At 50.3% G+C, this 16802-nt stretch carries 12 protein-coding genes and 1 pseudogene; 7 read left to right on the forward strand and 6 right to left on the reverse strand.

Features of this window, described 5'->3' with window-relative positions:
- The first annotated feature begins 14 nt into the window (after window positions 1-14).
- Together rcsD and rcsB are read left to right on the forward strand one after the other, a co-directional pair.
- Window positions 15-2672 (forward strand): phosphotransferase RcsD, encoded by a 2658-nt coding sequence (rcsD, locus tag EPIR_RS11505; protein WP_023655578.1) that lies wholly within the window; start codon window positions 15-17, stop codon window positions 2670-2672.
- Window position 2673: 1 nt separating this feature from the next.
- Window positions 2674-3321 carry a response regulator transcription factor RcsB gene (gene rcsB, locus EPIR_RS11510; RefSeq protein WP_012440971.1) on the forward strand — a complete coding sequence of 216 codons (648 nt, stop codon included), beginning with the start codon at window positions 2674-2676 and terminating at the stop codon, window positions 3319-3321.
- Between the two features lie 155 nt (window positions 3322-3476).
- Here rcsB and rcsC read toward each other — a convergent pair whose 3' ends face one another.
- Both rcsC and EPIR_RS11520 read right to left on the reverse strand, forming a co-directional pair.
- On the reverse strand, window positions 3477-6332 hold the full coding sequence (gene rcsC / locus EPIR_RS11515; RefSeq protein WP_048697520.1) for a two-component system sensor histidine kinase RcsC: 2856 nt from the start codon (window positions 6330-6332) through the stop codon (window positions 3477-3479).
- Window positions 6333-6448: 116 nt separating this feature from the next.
- Window positions 6449-7363 (reverse strand): helix-turn-helix domain-containing protein, encoded by a 915-nt coding sequence (locus EPIR_RS11520; RefSeq protein WP_167337186.1) that lies wholly within the window; start codon window positions 7361-7363, stop codon window positions 6449-6451.
- 154 nt (window positions 7364-7517) lie between these two features.
- Between EPIR_RS11520 and EPIR_RS11525 the strand changes: the two genes are divergently transcribed.
- The gene (locus EPIR_RS11525; RefSeq protein ID WP_023655581.1) at window positions 7518-8531 is read left to right on the forward strand and encodes an alpha/beta hydrolase family protein; all 1014 of its coding nucleotides are present in this window, start codon (window positions 7518-7520) and stop codon (window positions 8529-8531) included.
- A gap of 32 nt (window positions 8532-8563) precedes the next feature.
- Here the strand turns inward: EPIR_RS11525 and EPIR_RS18290 are convergent.
- Window positions 8564-8779: pseudogene (locus EPIR_RS18290) on the reverse strand (transposase); the annotation flags it as partial.
- A 273-nt stretch (window positions 8780-9052) separates the two neighbouring features.
- Here EPIR_RS18290 and EPIR_RS11530 point away from each other — a divergent pair.
- The 3 genes from EPIR_RS11530 to EPIR_RS11545 all read left to right on the forward strand — a co-directional run bounded on the left by EPIR_RS11530 (window position 9053) and on the right by EPIR_RS11545 (window position 11193).
- A complete protein-coding gene (locus EPIR_RS11530) occupies window positions 9053-9865 on the forward strand; it encodes a hypothetical protein (RefSeq protein WP_240987358.1) in 813 nt (270 codons plus the stop codon).
- A 10-nt stretch (window positions 9866-9875) separates the two neighbouring features.
- The gene (locus EPIR_RS11535; RefSeq protein WP_023655584.1) at window positions 9876-10325 is read left to right on the forward strand and encodes a hypothetical protein; all 450 of its coding nucleotides are present in this window, start codon (window positions 9876-9878) and stop codon (window positions 10323-10325) included.
- Window positions 10326-10614: 289 nt separating this feature from the next.
- Window positions 10615-11193 (forward strand): C39 family peptidase, encoded by a 579-nt coding sequence (locus EPIR_RS11545; protein ID WP_048697415.1) that lies wholly within the window; start codon window positions 10615-10617, stop codon window positions 11191-11193.
- 15 nt (window positions 11194-11208) lie between these two features.
- Here the strand turns inward: EPIR_RS11545 and EPIR_RS17865 are convergent, their stop codons facing one another.
- The 3 genes from EPIR_RS17865 to gyrA all read right to left on the reverse strand — a co-directional run bounded on the left by EPIR_RS17865 (window position 11209) and on the right by gyrA (window position 15406).
- Window positions 11209-11403, reverse strand: a complete 195-nt coding sequence (locus tag EPIR_RS17865) for a hypothetical protein (RefSeq protein ID WP_053083509.1) — start codon at window positions 11401-11403, stop codon at window positions 11209-11211.
- Window positions 11404-11517: 114 nt separating this feature from the next.
- Entirely contained in the window at window positions 11518-12387 is an 870-nt protein-coding gene (locus EPIR_RS11555) for a ChaN family lipoprotein (protein WP_048697418.1), read from the reverse strand.
- A gap of 382 nt (window positions 12388-12769) precedes the next feature.
- A complete protein-coding gene (gene gyrA / locus EPIR_RS11560) occupies window positions 12770-15406 on the reverse strand; it encodes a DNA topoisomerase (ATP-hydrolyzing) subunit A (protein WP_023655588.1) in 2637 nt (878 codons plus the stop codon).
- Window positions 15407-15598: 192 nt separating this feature from the next.
- Here gyrA and ubiG point away from each other — a divergent pair, with 192 nt between their 5' ends.
- Entirely contained in the window at window positions 15599-16330 is a 732-nt protein-coding gene (gene ubiG, locus EPIR_RS11565; RefSeq protein ID WP_023655589.1) for a bifunctional 2-polyprenyl-6-hydroxyphenol methylase/3-demethylubiquinol 3-O-methyltransferase UbiG, read from the forward strand.
- The last annotated feature ends 472 nt before the right edge of the window (window positions 16331-16802 follow it).

A 16802-nucleotide genomic window follows, 5' to 3' on the forward strand; every position in this document is an offset into this window, starting at 1 on the left:
TGGGGTTTTACTGCATGTTGCCATATAAATTTCCGCTAACTTCCGGCAATGTCACACGCTTTTTTGTGGTGTTTATCCTGGTGCTGCTGCTAGCCACCGGGTTTATGATCCATAACGCGGTTAACGCCTGGTTGACGGAAAAGCGCTTCGCGATGGAAGATATTTCTCATGCCATGCAGAAACGCATTGATACCTATCGTTTAGCCGCCTGGCAGATATATGAGAATCTGGCTGCCGATGCTGCCGGCAATACAGCGCCCAGCAATCTACAGGAAATGCCGTTGCAGCCGGATATCTATTATGTGGAAAAAACCCGGCGGAAAACTGAGGCGCTGATTTTTGGCCCACATGAGAGAACTGCACTGGATATGACAAGCCGCATGTCCAGTTATCTCGATACCCTGTGGGGCGCGGAAAACAGCACCTGGTCAATGTACTTTCTCAATGGTCAGGATAATAGCCTGATCCTGATTTCTACCCTTCCGCTGAAAGATATGACCGCACGCGATAAAGACAATGCCATCAGCAATATCGTTGAGGCACGGCGCGCGGAGATGTTGCAGATGGCCAATGCGCTGGATGAGCGCGAAAGTTTTTCACCGTTACGCCGCTTTACCTGGCAAAACGATCGCTATTTTACCGTACGCACCACCTTCAATCAGCCGGGTCATCTGGCTACCGTTGTCGCTTTTGACCTCCCGGTGAATGACATCATTCAGCGCAATATGCCGCTGGATAATTTCCAGCTAAAGCAGGATGCGACCCCGCCCCCTACAGAGAGCGATGATCAGGGAAGCAGTACCTATGTCACCTGGATGAATCCAGATATCGCGGTGACGGCCACCCTGCCCGGCACCCCACTTCAACTCATCTATCGGGTGCCGATCACCGGTCTGGTGGTGGATACCCTGCATAATTTGCTTTGGCCACTGCTGGCTAATCTCGGACTGCTGTTGCTGTCACTGGCGGGGTTAATACTGTTGCGCCAGCAATCTTTACGCCCAAGTGAAAATCTGAGTGTCGAACTGGAAGCGGCGCGTCTGCTAAACGAAGAAATCGTCGGCAGATTACCACTCGGGCTACTGGTGTACGATTTTGTCAATAACCGCACTATTATTAGTAATAAAATTGCCGACCATCTGCTGCCACATCTTAACCTGCAAAAAATCATTAATATGTCCGATCAGCATCAGGGCGTTTTGCAAGCTACGGTGAATAACGAGGTGTATGAAATCCGACATGCGCGCAGCGAACTGTCACCTCATACCCAGCTGTTTATGATGCGCGATCAGGATCGTGAATTATTGGTAAACAAAAAACTGCATAAAGCACAGCAGGTGTTAGATAAAAATCACCAGGCGCGCCAGCAACTGTTACAGAATCTCGGCCAGGCGTTACAGCGCCCGTTACACGGTGTTATTGCCAGTTTGCAGCGACTTGGCAATGAGCACGATCTTGAGCAAGTTAATGCATCCCTGGAAGCTTCCCAGGCCCTGAGCCGTCTGGTCGACGATATCGTTTTGCTTAACCAGCTGGAAACCCTTGATTGGGCACCGGACGCCTGCCCGTTCAAGCTACAGTCCCTGCTGGATGAGCTGGTGGGTGAAATCCTGCCGATGATGCGGCGTAAAGGATTGTCGCTAACGATTGCCAATCATCTTAACAGCGATGAGGTGCGTTTTAGCGATCGCAGGGCCTTAGCAAAAATTCTCTCTACTTTGTTGCACTATGCCGTCACCACCACCACCTGGGGGCGTATCAGTCTCACCGTCACTTCACCGAAAGATAGCAAGGACAGGCTATCCATTGAGATTGTTGATACCGGGGCGGGACTGTCCGCAGATGAAATGGCCAATACAGAATTTCCATTTCTTGGTGAGACTCATCAGGATCGCTACGGTCAGGCATCGGGAATGGCCTTTTTCCTGTGTAAACAGCTGTGTAAACAGTTGGGAGGACACCTGGACATTAGCGCTCTCCAGGACATTGGCACGCGCTACAGTATTGAACTTCATGCTCCGCCTGAACCACAGCCAGGACATGAAGAGAAGCTGCTAGAAGGGGTGAATGCACTGATTGATATTACCGTTGAGGACGTGCGTAAAATCGTCGTTCGCCAGTTAGAAAACTGGGGAGCCAGCTGCATCACGCCAGATGAACGCTTCTCTGGCCAACAACACGATGTTCTCATTACTGACGAACCCGAACATCTAACATCCTGGTCACTGCTGGTCACGGATGATGACCCCGGTTTTACCCCAATAGCCGGCAACCAGTACCGGGTAAATTTCAATATCAGTAGCGCGATGCAGGATGCGTTACTGATGCTGATCGAACAACAGCTGGCGCAGGACGAGCTGGCTGACGATGGCGCTGAGCAGCAGGACACGGCTCAGCTGTTCGCCAGCGGCTACCTGCAGCTTTTTATAGAGACAGTACCAGATGATATCAAGAGACTGTATAATGAAACGGCAAACAGAGATTATAGTACGCTGGCGCAGACCGCACATCGGCTGAAAGGCGTGTTTGCCATGTTGAATTTATCACCGGGTAAACAGCTTTGTGAAACATTAGAGCGTCACATTCAACATCGTGATGAAGCTAACATTAAAAATACCACCAGTGAAGTTGACACTTACGTCAAAGATCTCCTGCAGCAAGGTAACCAATAATATGAATAATCTGAATGTCATTATTGCCGACGACCATCCTATTGTTCTGTTCGGCATTCGTAAGTCACTCGAACAAATTGAGTGGGTCAACGTGGTTGGCGAGTTTGAAGATTCGACGGCATTAATTAACAGCCTGTCCAAACTTGACGCTAATGTTCTGGTCACTGACCTCTCAATGCCTGGCGAAAAATATGGCGACGGCATCACGCTAATCAAATATATCAAGCGCCATTACCCCGATTTGTCGATTATTGTTCTGACCATGAATAATAACCCAGCTATTCTGAGCGCCGTGCTGGATCTCGACATCGAAGGTATCGTTCTAAAACAGGGCGCGCCAACCGACCTGCCTAAGGCCCTGGCTGCCCTGCAGAAAGGTAAGAAGTATACCCCGGACAGCGTAGCGAAACTGTTGGAGAAAATCAGCGCGGGTGGCTACGGCGATAAACGTCTGTCACCGAAAGAGAGCGAAGTATTGCGTCTGTTTGCCGAAGGCTTCCTGGTCACCGAAATAGCCAAGAAACTCAACCGCAGTATTAAAACCATTAGCAGCCAAAAAAAGTCAGCGATGATGAAATTAGGTGTAGATAACGATATTGCTCTGCTTAACTACCTGTCATCGGTCAGCATGACGCCCGTAGAAAAATAAGGTCTGGTTCGCGTTAATTTTTCGCGGCAACCCGGTCAAAAACCTGTCCCTCTTCTCTCTCAGGGCCGAACAGCGTAAATGTTCGGCCCTTTTTTGACGATATTCCGCCGTTAACCGGCGGATTGACACTTAACCATCAATCCGCTGCGCTGGCGTCAAACGCTCTTCCGGCTCTTTCTTATCCGTCCAGCATAAAAGGAGAGTGCCTGCTGCAATGTGTCCATCGTGACCGGTTTGGACAGACAATTATCCATGCCCGCTTCCATACAGCGTTGTTTCTCTTCTGCTAGCGCATTGGCCGTAACGCCAATGACGGGGAAAGTTTGCCCCAGTTCCCGCAGACGCTGGGTAAGGCGATAGCCATCCATGTTCGGCATGTTGACGTCTGTCAGCACAATATCTATCTCATTGCGACTAATGACGTTGAGGGCATCAACGCCATCCTGAGCGGTTTTCACCCGATAGCCCAGCGATCCAAGCTGATCGGACAGCAGCATGCGGTTGATTGGATGATCGTCTACCACCAGAATCAGGATATCGTCGTTATTGACGTTTTCCCCGACCTTAGTCATTAACGCTGGCGTACCTTGCGGCACCGCAACCTCAACGCGATAGATGCGTCCCAGTAACAGAGGCAGTTCGTTAGGGGTAGTGGTTGCACAGATCCAGCGCCCGGTCGCCAGCTCTCTGGGTGCGTCATTATGACGCCCGTCGAAACGAATCACCGCCCGCACGATCTCCGGCGGTTGAAACTCATGATCGGTAATCATGATATCGTCAGCCGCTGCCTCACCTTCATAGTGCTGAACCTGCATGCCATGTTCATGCAGTAGTCTGATAAGAAAAGTGGCTAAGGTCTCATTACGCAACTGCAGCCAACACTGCTTGCCCTGGAGTCCATCACAAGGTTCCAGCTTCATCACCTGACTGTTATACAGCGGAATACGGACAATAAACTGACTGCCCATACCCGGTTCAGAGTCCACCTCAATGTCCCCATCCATCATATTCATCAGCTTTTCGCAGATCGCCAGCCCCAGTCCGGTTCCCTGAAAATGACGCTGCACGCCGCTGCCAACCTGAACGAAGGGATCAAACAGACGCGTCAGTTCCTTCGCCGGTATCCCTACCCCGCTGTCGCGCACGCGGAAAGCCAGGTAATCGCCTTTGACATAGACCTGCAGAATAATGCCGCCAGTGTGGGTAAATTTGATGGCGTTATTCAGCAGGTTTGAAATAACCTGCTGCAACCGCATCGGGTCTCCATCCAGTAACACCGGCACATCACTGTCGATAAAACACCACAACGTCAGGCGCTTTTTGACGACCATAGCCAGGTAATTTGCGGTGATATGAGCAATGACTTCGCGAGGGGAAAACTCACGCGGCTCTATCTGAAGCTGCTCCGACTCAATTTTGGAGAAGTCGAGAATATCGCTAATAATCTTCAGCAGCAGGCTGGAAGAGTTGTTCATCGCCGTCACCAGCGACTCAGCTCCAGCAGGCAGCGCTTTTGTTTGTAATAAATCAAGGTTACCAATAATCCCGTATAACGGGGTGCGTAACTCATGGCTGACGGTCGCCAGAAACATCGATTTAGACTGACTGGCCTGTTCTGCCTCTTTAGCAATCTCATGCAGGGACTGTTCCATTTTCACACGAGCGCTGACGTCAACCAACACGCAAATCGCCACATTTTCATTGCGGTAGCGGGAATGCACAAAGCTGATTTGCAGGTTGGTATTGCTTCCGGTCAGTACGTCGACAAAATTGACCTGCTGACCGCAGATCATCTCGGTCAAACGCAGCCTGTCTTCCTGGGTCAGTAAGGTCAGATAGTTATGCGCCAACTCGTTGCTGAGTATATTGGTTCCATCGCTGGTGCGCAGAATACAGATCCCGACCGGCGCAGACGCCACGATTTTTCGATTGAACTGCTCCTGCTCTTCCAGGCGATAAGCGTTATCTTCCGCAGGCAGAAACATTCGCCGCTCAAACAGTCGGGCAAAAGTGAACAGGATGATGGCGCTAATCAGGTTAAGTAAAATGGCGTTAACGATCAGCATTTTTAGCCGCTCAATTATCGCACTGGTGGCGACGGTATACACCACGCTGAGTGAGGAGGATGGCAGGTTCTTTTTCATAATCAACCGACTGTAACCCGAAATATAACCAAACCACGCGGGTTCATCAGGCAGATCGTCTGTTGAAAATTGCGCCTCTCCCCGCTCTGAAGTGAGTACGCGCCTGTTATTCTGATCCAGCAGCGTTATCGTCATAGGCAGCCCGCCTGCCGCCATGAGATCGTCTATACGAATATTCTGCTCGATACCCATTAGCGCAGTGACCTTATCCGTCACGTAGACCGGGATAATCATATAGTAGTATCCGACACCGGGCTGCACCGCAGGAGCAATCCAGGAAAGGTTATTCTTGCGCTCTTCTTCAGTCCCATTGCGATAGGCGGAGATCCGCTCACGCAATACTTTCATCATCCGGTTATGTTCAGCAGGCGTGGGCACCAGATCGAAGTTTGCCAGGCATTGATTTTCCCCGCCTATAAAGAAAACCCTGTTCAGTCGGGCGGCCGTAGCGAAGTTATCTCTCCAATAGTTGAGAAAATAACTGAATGATCCCAGAGAGTTATGTAACGTGTTACGCATGTAGTTACAGTCAGATGAGGGGTAAAACTTGCTGAACTGTGGCTGTAACAGAGTGCCCGTATGCTGTTCACTGTCTGACTGAATGACGCTGTCGCCTGATGTATTCAGATGGTTTTCAGCAATAAATTTTAACTCACGCATCACATCATACGAGTGGCGAACATACCATTCAGCCTGCTGGTAGCTGGTGGCGAAATCATGCCGAACCTGAGTTTCTCTTTCACGTAACACACTGAGAATATAAAATGCGGCCAGTAACGCTCCCAGCGTCCATAGCATCAGCGCCAGTGCGCGGAACAGATAGCGGGAGATCTTTAACGTCGTGCGGAAAGAGACAGGATATTTCAAGCGTAACCCACTGGCAGCCATAGCGGACAAAAGAAAAAATATGTGCCGATACAGTAGCGCCAGGCTGCGGAAAAAGCCAGTTATCCCGACCGTTCCCCGCCAGGATTATCCTGATTTCACTCCTCCTCTGTCGCCTGACGCCACTGTGAAGGTGTTTTGCCCGTGACGCGGCGGAACTCGCGGTTAAAGTTAGATTTTGTCTGAAAGCCAACGCTTTCCATTACCTCGATCACCGATTGCTGACCGCAGCGTAGCTGTTCACAAGCTTCCCGAATGCGCCAGCCATTAACATACTGTGAAACATTCTGCTGGTTCAACGCATTAACGGCCGCCGAGATTTGCCGTCCCGGGGTCCCTGCTTTACGCGCCAGTCGAGCCAGGCTGAGGTCAGGCTCGCGATATAAGCCTCCGCGCATTAACGCCTCTACCTTCACCATCACGTTTTCTTGCTCTTGCTCGCCTGCCTGATGTCGTGTCACCTGCCGTTTTTTTTCCGCTATCGGTTCCATCAGCGGCTTTATCGGCGTCAGCGATAAAGCCAGCGACAGTACGGCACAGACCAGCACATTTCCCAGCAGCAGCAGAACGGGTAGTCCGTTACCGTGAGTGAAGGCGATCAGCAGCGTGGCGATGACATCCAATACGGCTATTCCAATCAGCAGCAGCACAGTGACTTGCCAGCCCCTCAACGTCAAGTCGCCGTGCTGTAAGGCCACTTGGTGAAAGCTCTCTCTGCCAGAACGAAGTTGCAGCTGCATTGCGCCAGCGCAACCAAGCCAGATTGCGGGCAGTAACCAGTCAATCAACTGCGGTAGTAACAGCACGCTGACAATCATCATTCCCAGACTTGTCAAACTCCAACCGTAGCGTATCGGCTGCCCCTGCGCCTGGCAAAGCGCAACCCGACATATCAGCGGCAGCGTGCAAGCGGTAATAGGTTGCAGCTTGTGCCATACAGGCTGCGCGGACAGCATCGCCATTCCGGCAACCAGAGTATGAAGCAGACACAACAACAGCAGTATTTGAAACACCCTGCCTGCATCACGTCTTTGTGCCAGCAACAGGAGACAGACAAGGCTGAGTAAAAAATTGATGGGTATTAACATGGGACTGTATCGCGATCGAGGACGCCAGCAGCAGATAATGCGCTGATACTACGCTTTTTATCTGTGAGGAGTGAATAAAATGCGTCATCTTTTTGCCCTGATACTGCTATTGATCGCTTTACCAGGCTGGGGGTATTCAGTAGGGAGCCAGCAGCTCATCCTGCAAGATAACCCACAGCAGCGTAAGCTGAAGGTACGTCTCTTCTACCCCAGCAGCAGCGAAGCGCGTCCACACAGAGAGGGGGATAATCACGTCTTTGAGGGATTTAACGCGCTGGCCGATGCGCCAGTGGCGCAAGGTAAATTTCCCCTGATACTGCTCAGTCACGGCAGCGGCGGCAATAATACCAGCCTGGCGTGGCTGGCGGTTCCTCTGGCTGCCAGCGGGGCGATTGTGATCGCCGCTAACCACCCCGGCAGTACAACCGGTGATTCCAGACCTGATACCCGTATCACCCTTCAGACACGCGATCTTTCATTTCTGTTAACGCATTTTTTGCAGGATGAGAAATGGCGGAAAGCTATCGACCCACGAACAGTCGGTGCAATAGGCCACTCAAAAGGGGGATACAGCGTATTGGCGCTGGCAGGAGGGCAGATAACCAAACAGCGTTTGGTTAACTACTGCCGCATGATGCCTCAAATGCCCGACTGCACGTTTTATCGGCGCGGTCATCTGCCGCCGGAAAAATGGGATGCTGCCGATCTGGCCGGCGACTTTACCGATCCGCGCGTGAGTTTTGTTGTCGCAATCGATCCAGGTATGAGCTACGCGTTCACCCCCGTCAGCCTGCGGGGAATACACATTCCTGTATTGACGATCGCTGCTGGCTACTATATCCATGACCAGCCGCCTATCAATCTGGGCGTGAACCGGTTGCCTTTACCCAGGCTTTCGCTGCCACAGGCGGGCCATTTCGATTTTCTCCCCCTGTGCCAGCCGGATGCAGAGAAAATCCTGGCACAGGAAGGTGAAGCGTTTATTTGCCAAACGCCCCGGTCACAGCGTGAAGCTATTCATCAACAGACGGTCGCTGCCATCAGAAGGTTTATATGGCACAACTCAATGGCGGCAACGCCACCGGGCCATTAACAGAAGGCTAAAGGAGGCGATTCAGGACGGGTCAGCACCAACAAAAAATATCCTCCGGCATAGCCGGAGGTTTCATATGCGCCTGTTTTGGGCCGGATTTCCAAAAGCATATGAATGTGATCCGCACAACATTCCGCCCCCAGAATCTTCACATTTTTCCACTCACCCAGCTTTCTTAATATGCCACCTATCGCCCGATGCTTTTCTCCATAGAACACCTGCCCCCGGTATTTAGGCGCAAATACTATGTGATATTTTCAGAACGATTATTATGGGAAAATCCTAAAGTCGTGGCCAGATTTGCCTGACCACTAGAATCTCAAAAGACTCGATTCAATCTCCTAACCACGGATGGTGACAGTCTGCTAACGCCGAGTTGTCGTGAAGAGTTTAGTAACAGTTTATTGACATAGAATTTTTAGTAATTATCCTTTACTAAAGGAAGTAATTATCAAGACAGGGATTTTATGTGTCGCTTTAACTATTTACTATGTCTCATCGTTTTAAGCCCGGCTACCATATTGGCTGAAACTAAACCCAGCGCCAGTGACTCACCAAAGTCAATCTTGAAAATAGAAGATTTCCTACCTGAACGTCAAAAATGGACCGTGAGCTCTGGGGTAAATATTCTCAATAGTAGCAGTGAAGGCAGCCAGCCCGGATACCACATCAATCAGATAAGCCCGGGTCAATACATTCTGGACCGAACGAATGCTCCTTATAGAAAGGAAAATAATGGTGCATCAGCATATCTGTCGGGTATGTACGGGGTGACTTCTCATCTTAGTTTATCTGCAACGCTTAATGGTCAGTGGATAAATACAAAGTACTCCACTCAAAATAATTCCAGCTCCAGCCAGTCGGAGTATAAATTTAACGGCTTGGGCGTTGGGTTAAGTTACCAACTCTATAGACTGTCTGATTACACCGTTTTTTTTGGCGGTGTTAATGCTAAAGATGGCAGCGTCGGAAGCTATGTATTGGGCGCATCACTTAACTGGATTTATGATCCTCTTGTGTTAAGTTTTTCAATGGGGTATCTGGATGGCATATCAAAAGAGAGGTTTTCTAATGATTTTACCGCCTGTACAACCACAGGTAAGGTTATTTTTGCAGTGAATCCAGAAGTGAGCCTTAATTGGGGCCTGTCAAAAGATTTCATCAATGCAAGAACAGCTTATGGTGATGATAATGAATGGGGCAGCAATACCTCAATGCTGGTTGGAGTCAATGTTAATCTAATGAAAGATTTAGCCGGAAATATCAGCCATAAAGGTGGGGTTGGAGGAAATAAAAGTTCCGTAATATCTGTAGGTTTGAGTTATAAAATATAGGGAAATGATTATGAATTTTAGAATGATGTTTGCAGTGACTTCTGTTTTTTTAATCACTCCGGTATCAATAGTTGCTTATGCGATAAAAAGCGAGAAGCTTAATCAGCAACAGAATCGTCTCTCGCATCTCAACTACGATGAGTTCAGAGTCATGGATCGGGAGGAAATGGCTGATACAAAAGGTAAGGTAGGACCTGCTCTTGTGATCGCTGGTCAAGCTGCTGCAGGGGCAGGTACTGCGATTGCTAACGCCTATGCATCCGCACCCAATAATTCTCCAAACACTTCAGAAGTCATAGCGCAAGGAGTCGGTGGTTTTGTCGCAGGAGGGCTAAATACTTTCACGGGACCTGTTGCAGCATCAGCTTTTGGCTTGAGTGCATATGGCGCGACACAGGCAATGCTGGGTGGTGGTGGAAATTCGGAATGCCAGACATGCCATGCGATTTCGAAACCATGAATATAATATTAAGTATTGCATTAGTGGTTCTGTATATCATCACCGGCAGAAAAATATTTGAGAAGAAGCGGAACTTCGCGATTTTCTCGACAGCATTTATGATTTTTATGTTCTGCTGGTCTTTGAGTTTCAATAACTTCTCAACGATCTATACTCTGTCCGCCGTCATCATTAATATATTACTTTTCATTTTCAGGATAAAAGTACATCAATTCCCTCGAGCGCGTGAGATTGTTTTTCTTCTGCCGATGATTTCGCTTATCAGTACTGTTACCCGAATGATAAGCTGATGGAATTGAAATGGAGGGAGAGTTTGAGAAGAGCTTTCAGAGGATGGGTGATTGTTATGCTCCTCTCTATTAGTCAATCTTATGCAAATAACACCTGGGTGGAAATGCGCTTTGGGAAAGTTAAAAAGCAAGTCAGTGATAATACCTGCGGGCTGGCTTCGCTAGTTTATATCTTTTCCGAGCACTACAATAAAGAAATCTCTGAAGATGAACTTATATTAACAGCAGGAGTAAAGACAGAGTATTCCTTTCTGGATCTGGCAAGGCTGGCCAAAATTTTTTCTATAAAAACTTCCGGCGTGAAAATAACCCTGGTTCAACTGAGCAGAATTCACTCTCCTGCCGTTCTGTATCTGAACCGATTTGGTAAAGACCACTTTGTTGTTTTTAATGGTATTGATAAGGGCATAGTGCAACTCTATGATCCTGCATGGGGCATGATAAATTATACTGTTAATCAATTCTACAGACATTGGGCTGATGTTGATGGTTATGGGAAAGTTTTAATTTTTCTTGACCATCGTCAGGTTAAAATTAATGATGACCTGATCTTTGAGAAGAAGATACCCGAATTTTGAACAGGGTTAAACGGATTATCCAGAAAGCAAAATGCCCGCCGCCTCCGGCGACGGTTGTTGTTGCTTGTCTTTGGTCTGCTGCTTTTCTTCGGTGGCCGCAGATCCCTGTTGTGCAATGCCGACAGGAAGCGGCACTGGTGATAATGGCACCACGGTATTGTTCGACCATTGCAGCATGACGGCGGGCGCAGGCTGTAAGACAGGCTGCACGTCGGTCGCTTGCCAAACGCCAAAAACATCAGGCCATGCAGGAGCAGAGAAACGTTAAACCAGACGCTGCTTCCGCCAGCCTGAGGTGCGTAAAGAATCTCTGTCATCTCCGGTTTACCGTTTTTCTGTGGCCGGGGCGATAAACCACAGGTAATCAGCCTGTTGCACAGTGATGTTCATGCCTTTCTCTGCCAGCATCAGCACGACCGGCTTTGATGAAGGAGAGAGATCCTTCATATGCAAAGGAACACCGATGCTTTTGGACGCATGGTAACCGCCAGCAATCAGCAGCGCGGGAGGGGGCGCACTGAGCAACTGTTGCGCCATATAGCGGTCACGCTGTTGCTGAATTGCCAGCATCGAAGTCAACTGTTGGCCTTCGATATTACCTTCGTGCATGACAACAATAGTCTCCTTCAGCGCAGCATGTACTGCTGGCGCGGTGGAGTTTTTTCCTTCCGGGAAACGAGGGTTTTTATAAAGACTCATGACCTGGTCACGATTGATATTAGCATTCAGCAAAGGGTAAGACGCGCGCAATACCCCGCTGACGACACCTCCGTACATTGCCCACGGCCAGCCTTTTTGCCAGCTAAGGCGTTCCTGAATACGGCTATCCCGTACTAGCGGGTCCTCTTTCAGCCAGTTTTTTACCTGAGTGACGCGTGGTTGCTGGCTCGCTGTCAGCATCTCCAGTAACACGCTGCCCTGCGGACGTTCCAGCGACAGATTTTGGATTAGCCAGAGTTCAATCTGATGATGTTCGGCATTATCGTGTTTTTCTCCGACGATAAGTCGGGGAGCGCTGGCGAGCTTAACCAGCAGTTGCCGATCGGTTAGCATTTGCCCGCTATGCAAATCAATGATTTGCCCATAAGTTATGGCGGCCTGACCGTACGCGAGAGTATGAGTGCTTTGGTTGCAGGCGCAGAGGCCCAAGTTGGCTAGCACTATCAAAGATATAAAAAACAATTGTTTACGCATATCTTTTGCCCGGAGGTAGCCTTCAATAGCTGTTAATATTGATGTCTTTCTATTTATAACGGGCGGCATATTAACAAACAACCCCATTAAATGATAATAATTATCATTTAATGGGCGAGATTATGATTTGATCTGCCTATGTCATCAATCTGATAGCGCTGCTGGCGCTATTTTTTAGCCTGACAACGTTCGTGAAGGCTTGCTCTGGCGGCATGTGGGCATGTAAGGACAGGAAAATGGGTAACGAAGTGGCACTGAAAATATTGCTATCGTGACTTCAGGCCGCTACAAAAGACAAACCCCATGTAAAAACACGGGGTTTGTCAGCGGACTAAGCCGATTCAGGCAAACCGGCTTTATTTTACAGACTGACGTTTAGCGATTATTCGTCATCGGGTTCTGCCGCTTCATCATCGCTGTCCACTTCCGGGGCAATATCTTCGTCCCCTTCAGCAAGGCTGCCATCGATGGCGTCGAGTTCTTCCTCGGCAACCGGCTCTGCCACACGTTGCAGGCCCACCACGTTTTCATCTTCGGCAGTGCGGATCAGGATAACGCCCTGGGTATTACGCCCCACGACACTGACCTCGGACACGCGGGTACGTACCAGCGTACCGGCATCAGTGATCATCATAATCTGATCGCCGTCGACCACCTGTACCGCACCGATGACCGGCCCGTTACGCTCGGTCACCTTGATCGAGATAACCCCCTGGGTCGCGCGCGACTTGGTCGGGTATTCGGCGTTAGCCGTACGTTTGCCGTAGCCGTTCTGGGTCACGGTCATGATAGCGCCATCATCTCGCGGCACGATCAGTGATACCACGCGGTCGCCTTCAGCCAGCTTGATGCCACGAACGCCGGAGGCGGTACGGCCCATCGCACGCACCGCGCTCTCCGCGAATCGCACCACTTTACCGGCGGCAGAGAACAGCATCGCCTCATCGCTACCGTTAGTCAGCGACACGCCGATCAGTTCATCATCATCACGCAGATTGACGGCGATAATACCGGCGCTGCGTGGACGGCTGAACTCGGTCAGTGCGGTTTTCTTCACGGTTCCGCTGGCGGTGGCCATAAAGATATTCCAGCCTTCGGCATATTCACGCACCGGCAGAATAGCGGTAATACGTTCATTGGCTTCCAGCGGTAGCAGGTTGACGATTGGACGTCCACGCGCACCACGACTGGCTTCCGGCAGCTGGTAAACCTTCATCCAGTACAGACGACCCCGGCTTGAGAAGCACAGAATCGTATCGTGAGTGTTGGCCACCAGCAGGCGATCAATAAAGTCTTCTTCTTTAATACGCGCCGCCGATTTTCCTTTACCGCCACGGCGCTGCGCTTCGTAATCAGACAATGGCTGATACTTAACGTAGCCCTGGTGCGACAGGGTGACCACCACATCTTCCTGGTTGATCAGGTCTTCGATGTTGATATCGGCACTATTGGCGGTGATTTCGGTACGGCGCTTGTCGCCGAACTGATCGCGGATCAGCTCCAGCTCTTCACGGATCACTTCCATCAGACGCTCTGAGCTACCGAGAATACGCAGCAGTTCAGCAATCTGCGCCAGCAGATCTTTATACTCATCAAGCAGTTTTTCGTGCTCAAGCCCGGTCAGTTTTTGCAGGCGTAAATCGAGGATCGCCTGAGCCTGCTGCTCGGTCAGATGGTACTGACCGTCGCGGATACCATACTGCTCTTCCAGCCACTCCGGACGAGCGGCGTTATCACCCGCACGCTCCAGCATGGCAGAAACATTACCCAGCGCCCACGGGCGGGAAATCAGCCCCGCTTTCGCTTCTGCCGGTGTCGGGGCTGCACGGATCAACTCGATAATCGGGTCGATGTTAGCCAGCGCCACGGCCAGCGCCTCAAGGATATGAGCACGGTCGCGCGCTTTGCGCAGTTCGAAAATGGTACGACGGGTAATCACTTCCCGACGGTGACGCACGAAGGCTTCGAGAATATCCTTCAGCGGCATGATTTTTGGCTGGCCCTGATGCAGTGCCACCATATTGATGCCGAAAGAGGTTTGTAGCTGCGTCAGCGAGTAAAGGTTGTTCAGCACTACCTCACCCACCGCATCGCGTTTCACTTCAATCACGATGCGCATACCGTCTTTATCGGACTCATCACGCAGGGCGCTGATGCCTTCCAGACGTTTCTCTTTCACCAGCTCGGCCATTTTCTCAATCAGGCGTGCTTTGTTCACCTGATAAGGTATTTCGTGCACGATGATGGTTTCGCGGCCGGTTTTGGCATCCACTTCGACTTCGCCACGGGCGCGGATATAAATCTTACCGCGTCCGGTACGGTAGGCTTCCTCAATGCCGCGACGGCCATTGATGATAGCCGCAGTCGGGAAGTCCGGGCCAGGGATGTGCTCCATCAGGCCTTCGACGGTAATATTCTCGTCGTCAATGTAGGCCAGGCAACCGTTGATCACCTCGGTGATATTGTGAGGAGGAATGTTGGTGGCCATCCCCACAGCAATGCCCGAAGAACCGTTGATTAACAGGTTCGGGATGCGGGTCGGCATCACTTCTGGGATCTGTTCAGTGCCATCATAGTTGGGCACAAAATCAACGGTCTCTTTTTCCAGATCCGCCAGCAGTTCGTGAGCGATCTTTGACATGCGCACTTCGGTGTAACGCATCGCTGCCGCAGAGTCGCCGTCGACGGAGCCGAAGTTGCCCTGCCCATCGACCAGCATATAGCGCAGTGAGAATGGCTGCGCCATACGTACGATGGTGTCATAGACGGCGCTGTCGCCGTGAGGGTGATATTTACCGATGACATCGCCGACGACACGGGCGGATTTTTTATAAGCTTTGTTCCAGTCGTTACCGAGCACGTTCATAGCGTAAAGCACACGGCGGTGAACCGGCTTTAAGCCATCACGGACATCTGGCAGCGCACGGCCAACGATGACCGACATTGCATAATCCAGATAGGAGTTCTTCAACTCTTCTTCGATATTGACCGGTGTAATTTCGCGGGCGAGGTCGCTCATGGACGCGCTTTCCTTACTATTTAATCCCGGATTCAAGGGTGCGAAAGTATATCACACTGCGTCCTGGTGGTGAATGGAAAGCGTTGCTGTAAGCGCTTAATCGCTTTCTGTAAGACGCGTATGCCGAAGCGCTGCCCATCGTGGCAGGTAACGATGTATACTGCAGCAAACTTTGGCTGGAGTCCTGTCCTAATGAAAGCAGAACAAAACACAGACACACATAACGTTGATCGGGGTGAAATCGCCAAATTTGAAGCGGTCGCTTCGCGCTGGTGGGATCTGGAAGGTGAATTTAAGCCGCTGCACAGAATTAATCCGCTGCGTCTCGGATGGATTGCGCAACATGCCAATGGTCTGTTTGGCAAAAAGGTGCTGGATGTCGGCTGCGGCGGCGGCATTCTTTCGGAAAGCATGGCGCGTGAAGGTGCAAACGTGACCGGGCTGGATATGGGTGCGGAGCCGTTGCAGGTGGCGCGTCTGCACGCGCTGGAAAGCGGCGTGAACATCGATTATGTCCAGCAAACGGTAGAAGAACATGCCGGGCAGTTTGCCGGGCAATATGACGTGGTCACCTGTATGGAAATGCTGGAACACGTTCCCGATCCCCGCTCTGTGGTTCATGCTTGTGCCAAGCTGGTCAAACCCGGCGGCGAGGTGTTTTTCTCCACCCTCAACCGCAACAGCAAATCCTGGCTGATGGCGATTATTGGTGCTGAATACATACTGCGTATGGTGCCACGCGGCACTCATGACATTAAAAAGTTTATTCGTCCGGGCGAACTGCTCAACTGGGTGGATGAAACGCCGCTGCGTGAACGTCATATCATTGGCCTGCACTATAATCCACTGACCAACCGTTTCAAGCTGGCACCCGGCGTCGACGTCAACTATATGGTACATACTCACCGCACCATCACTGACTAGTTTGCCCTGGCACAAGCGGATGCAGCTTTGATTCTTGGTACTTTAAGCCCCTCTTAACGTCGGGCTTATATTGCATCGCTTTCGACTGACGCCGCCCACCACGATCCGTCCTGGCCCAATTTTTTATGCTTCTGGTCATGTAGTGGCGTTTTATTACACGTATTTTCCGCTAACAAAAAGCCCTTAATTGGCTGGCTGGACAAGAAACCTGCTACTGGTCAAAAAACTAAAAAAAATCTTTACCCATTGACAATTACCCAGGGCCTTGAGAAACGAGGACTTAGGAAAAAAGCCAGTCAGGCACTCCCATTTTTCTGCGAAAATCAAGCCTTGTTAACCGCGCAGAAGTTACTAGAATACTCATTATATTGTTGTTGAAACTTCTATCACCCCCTATATGTAGTGTTTATCCACAGAGTTACTCACAAAGAGCTACCTGTGCATAAGCGTGGGGATTATTTGTTAAGGACAG

The sequence above is a fragment of the Erwinia piriflorinigrans CFBP 5888 genome (assembly GCF_001050515.1).
GTDB classification, from domain to species: Bacteria; Pseudomonadota; Gammaproteobacteria; order Enterobacterales; family Enterobacteriaceae; genus Erwinia; species Erwinia piriflorinigrans.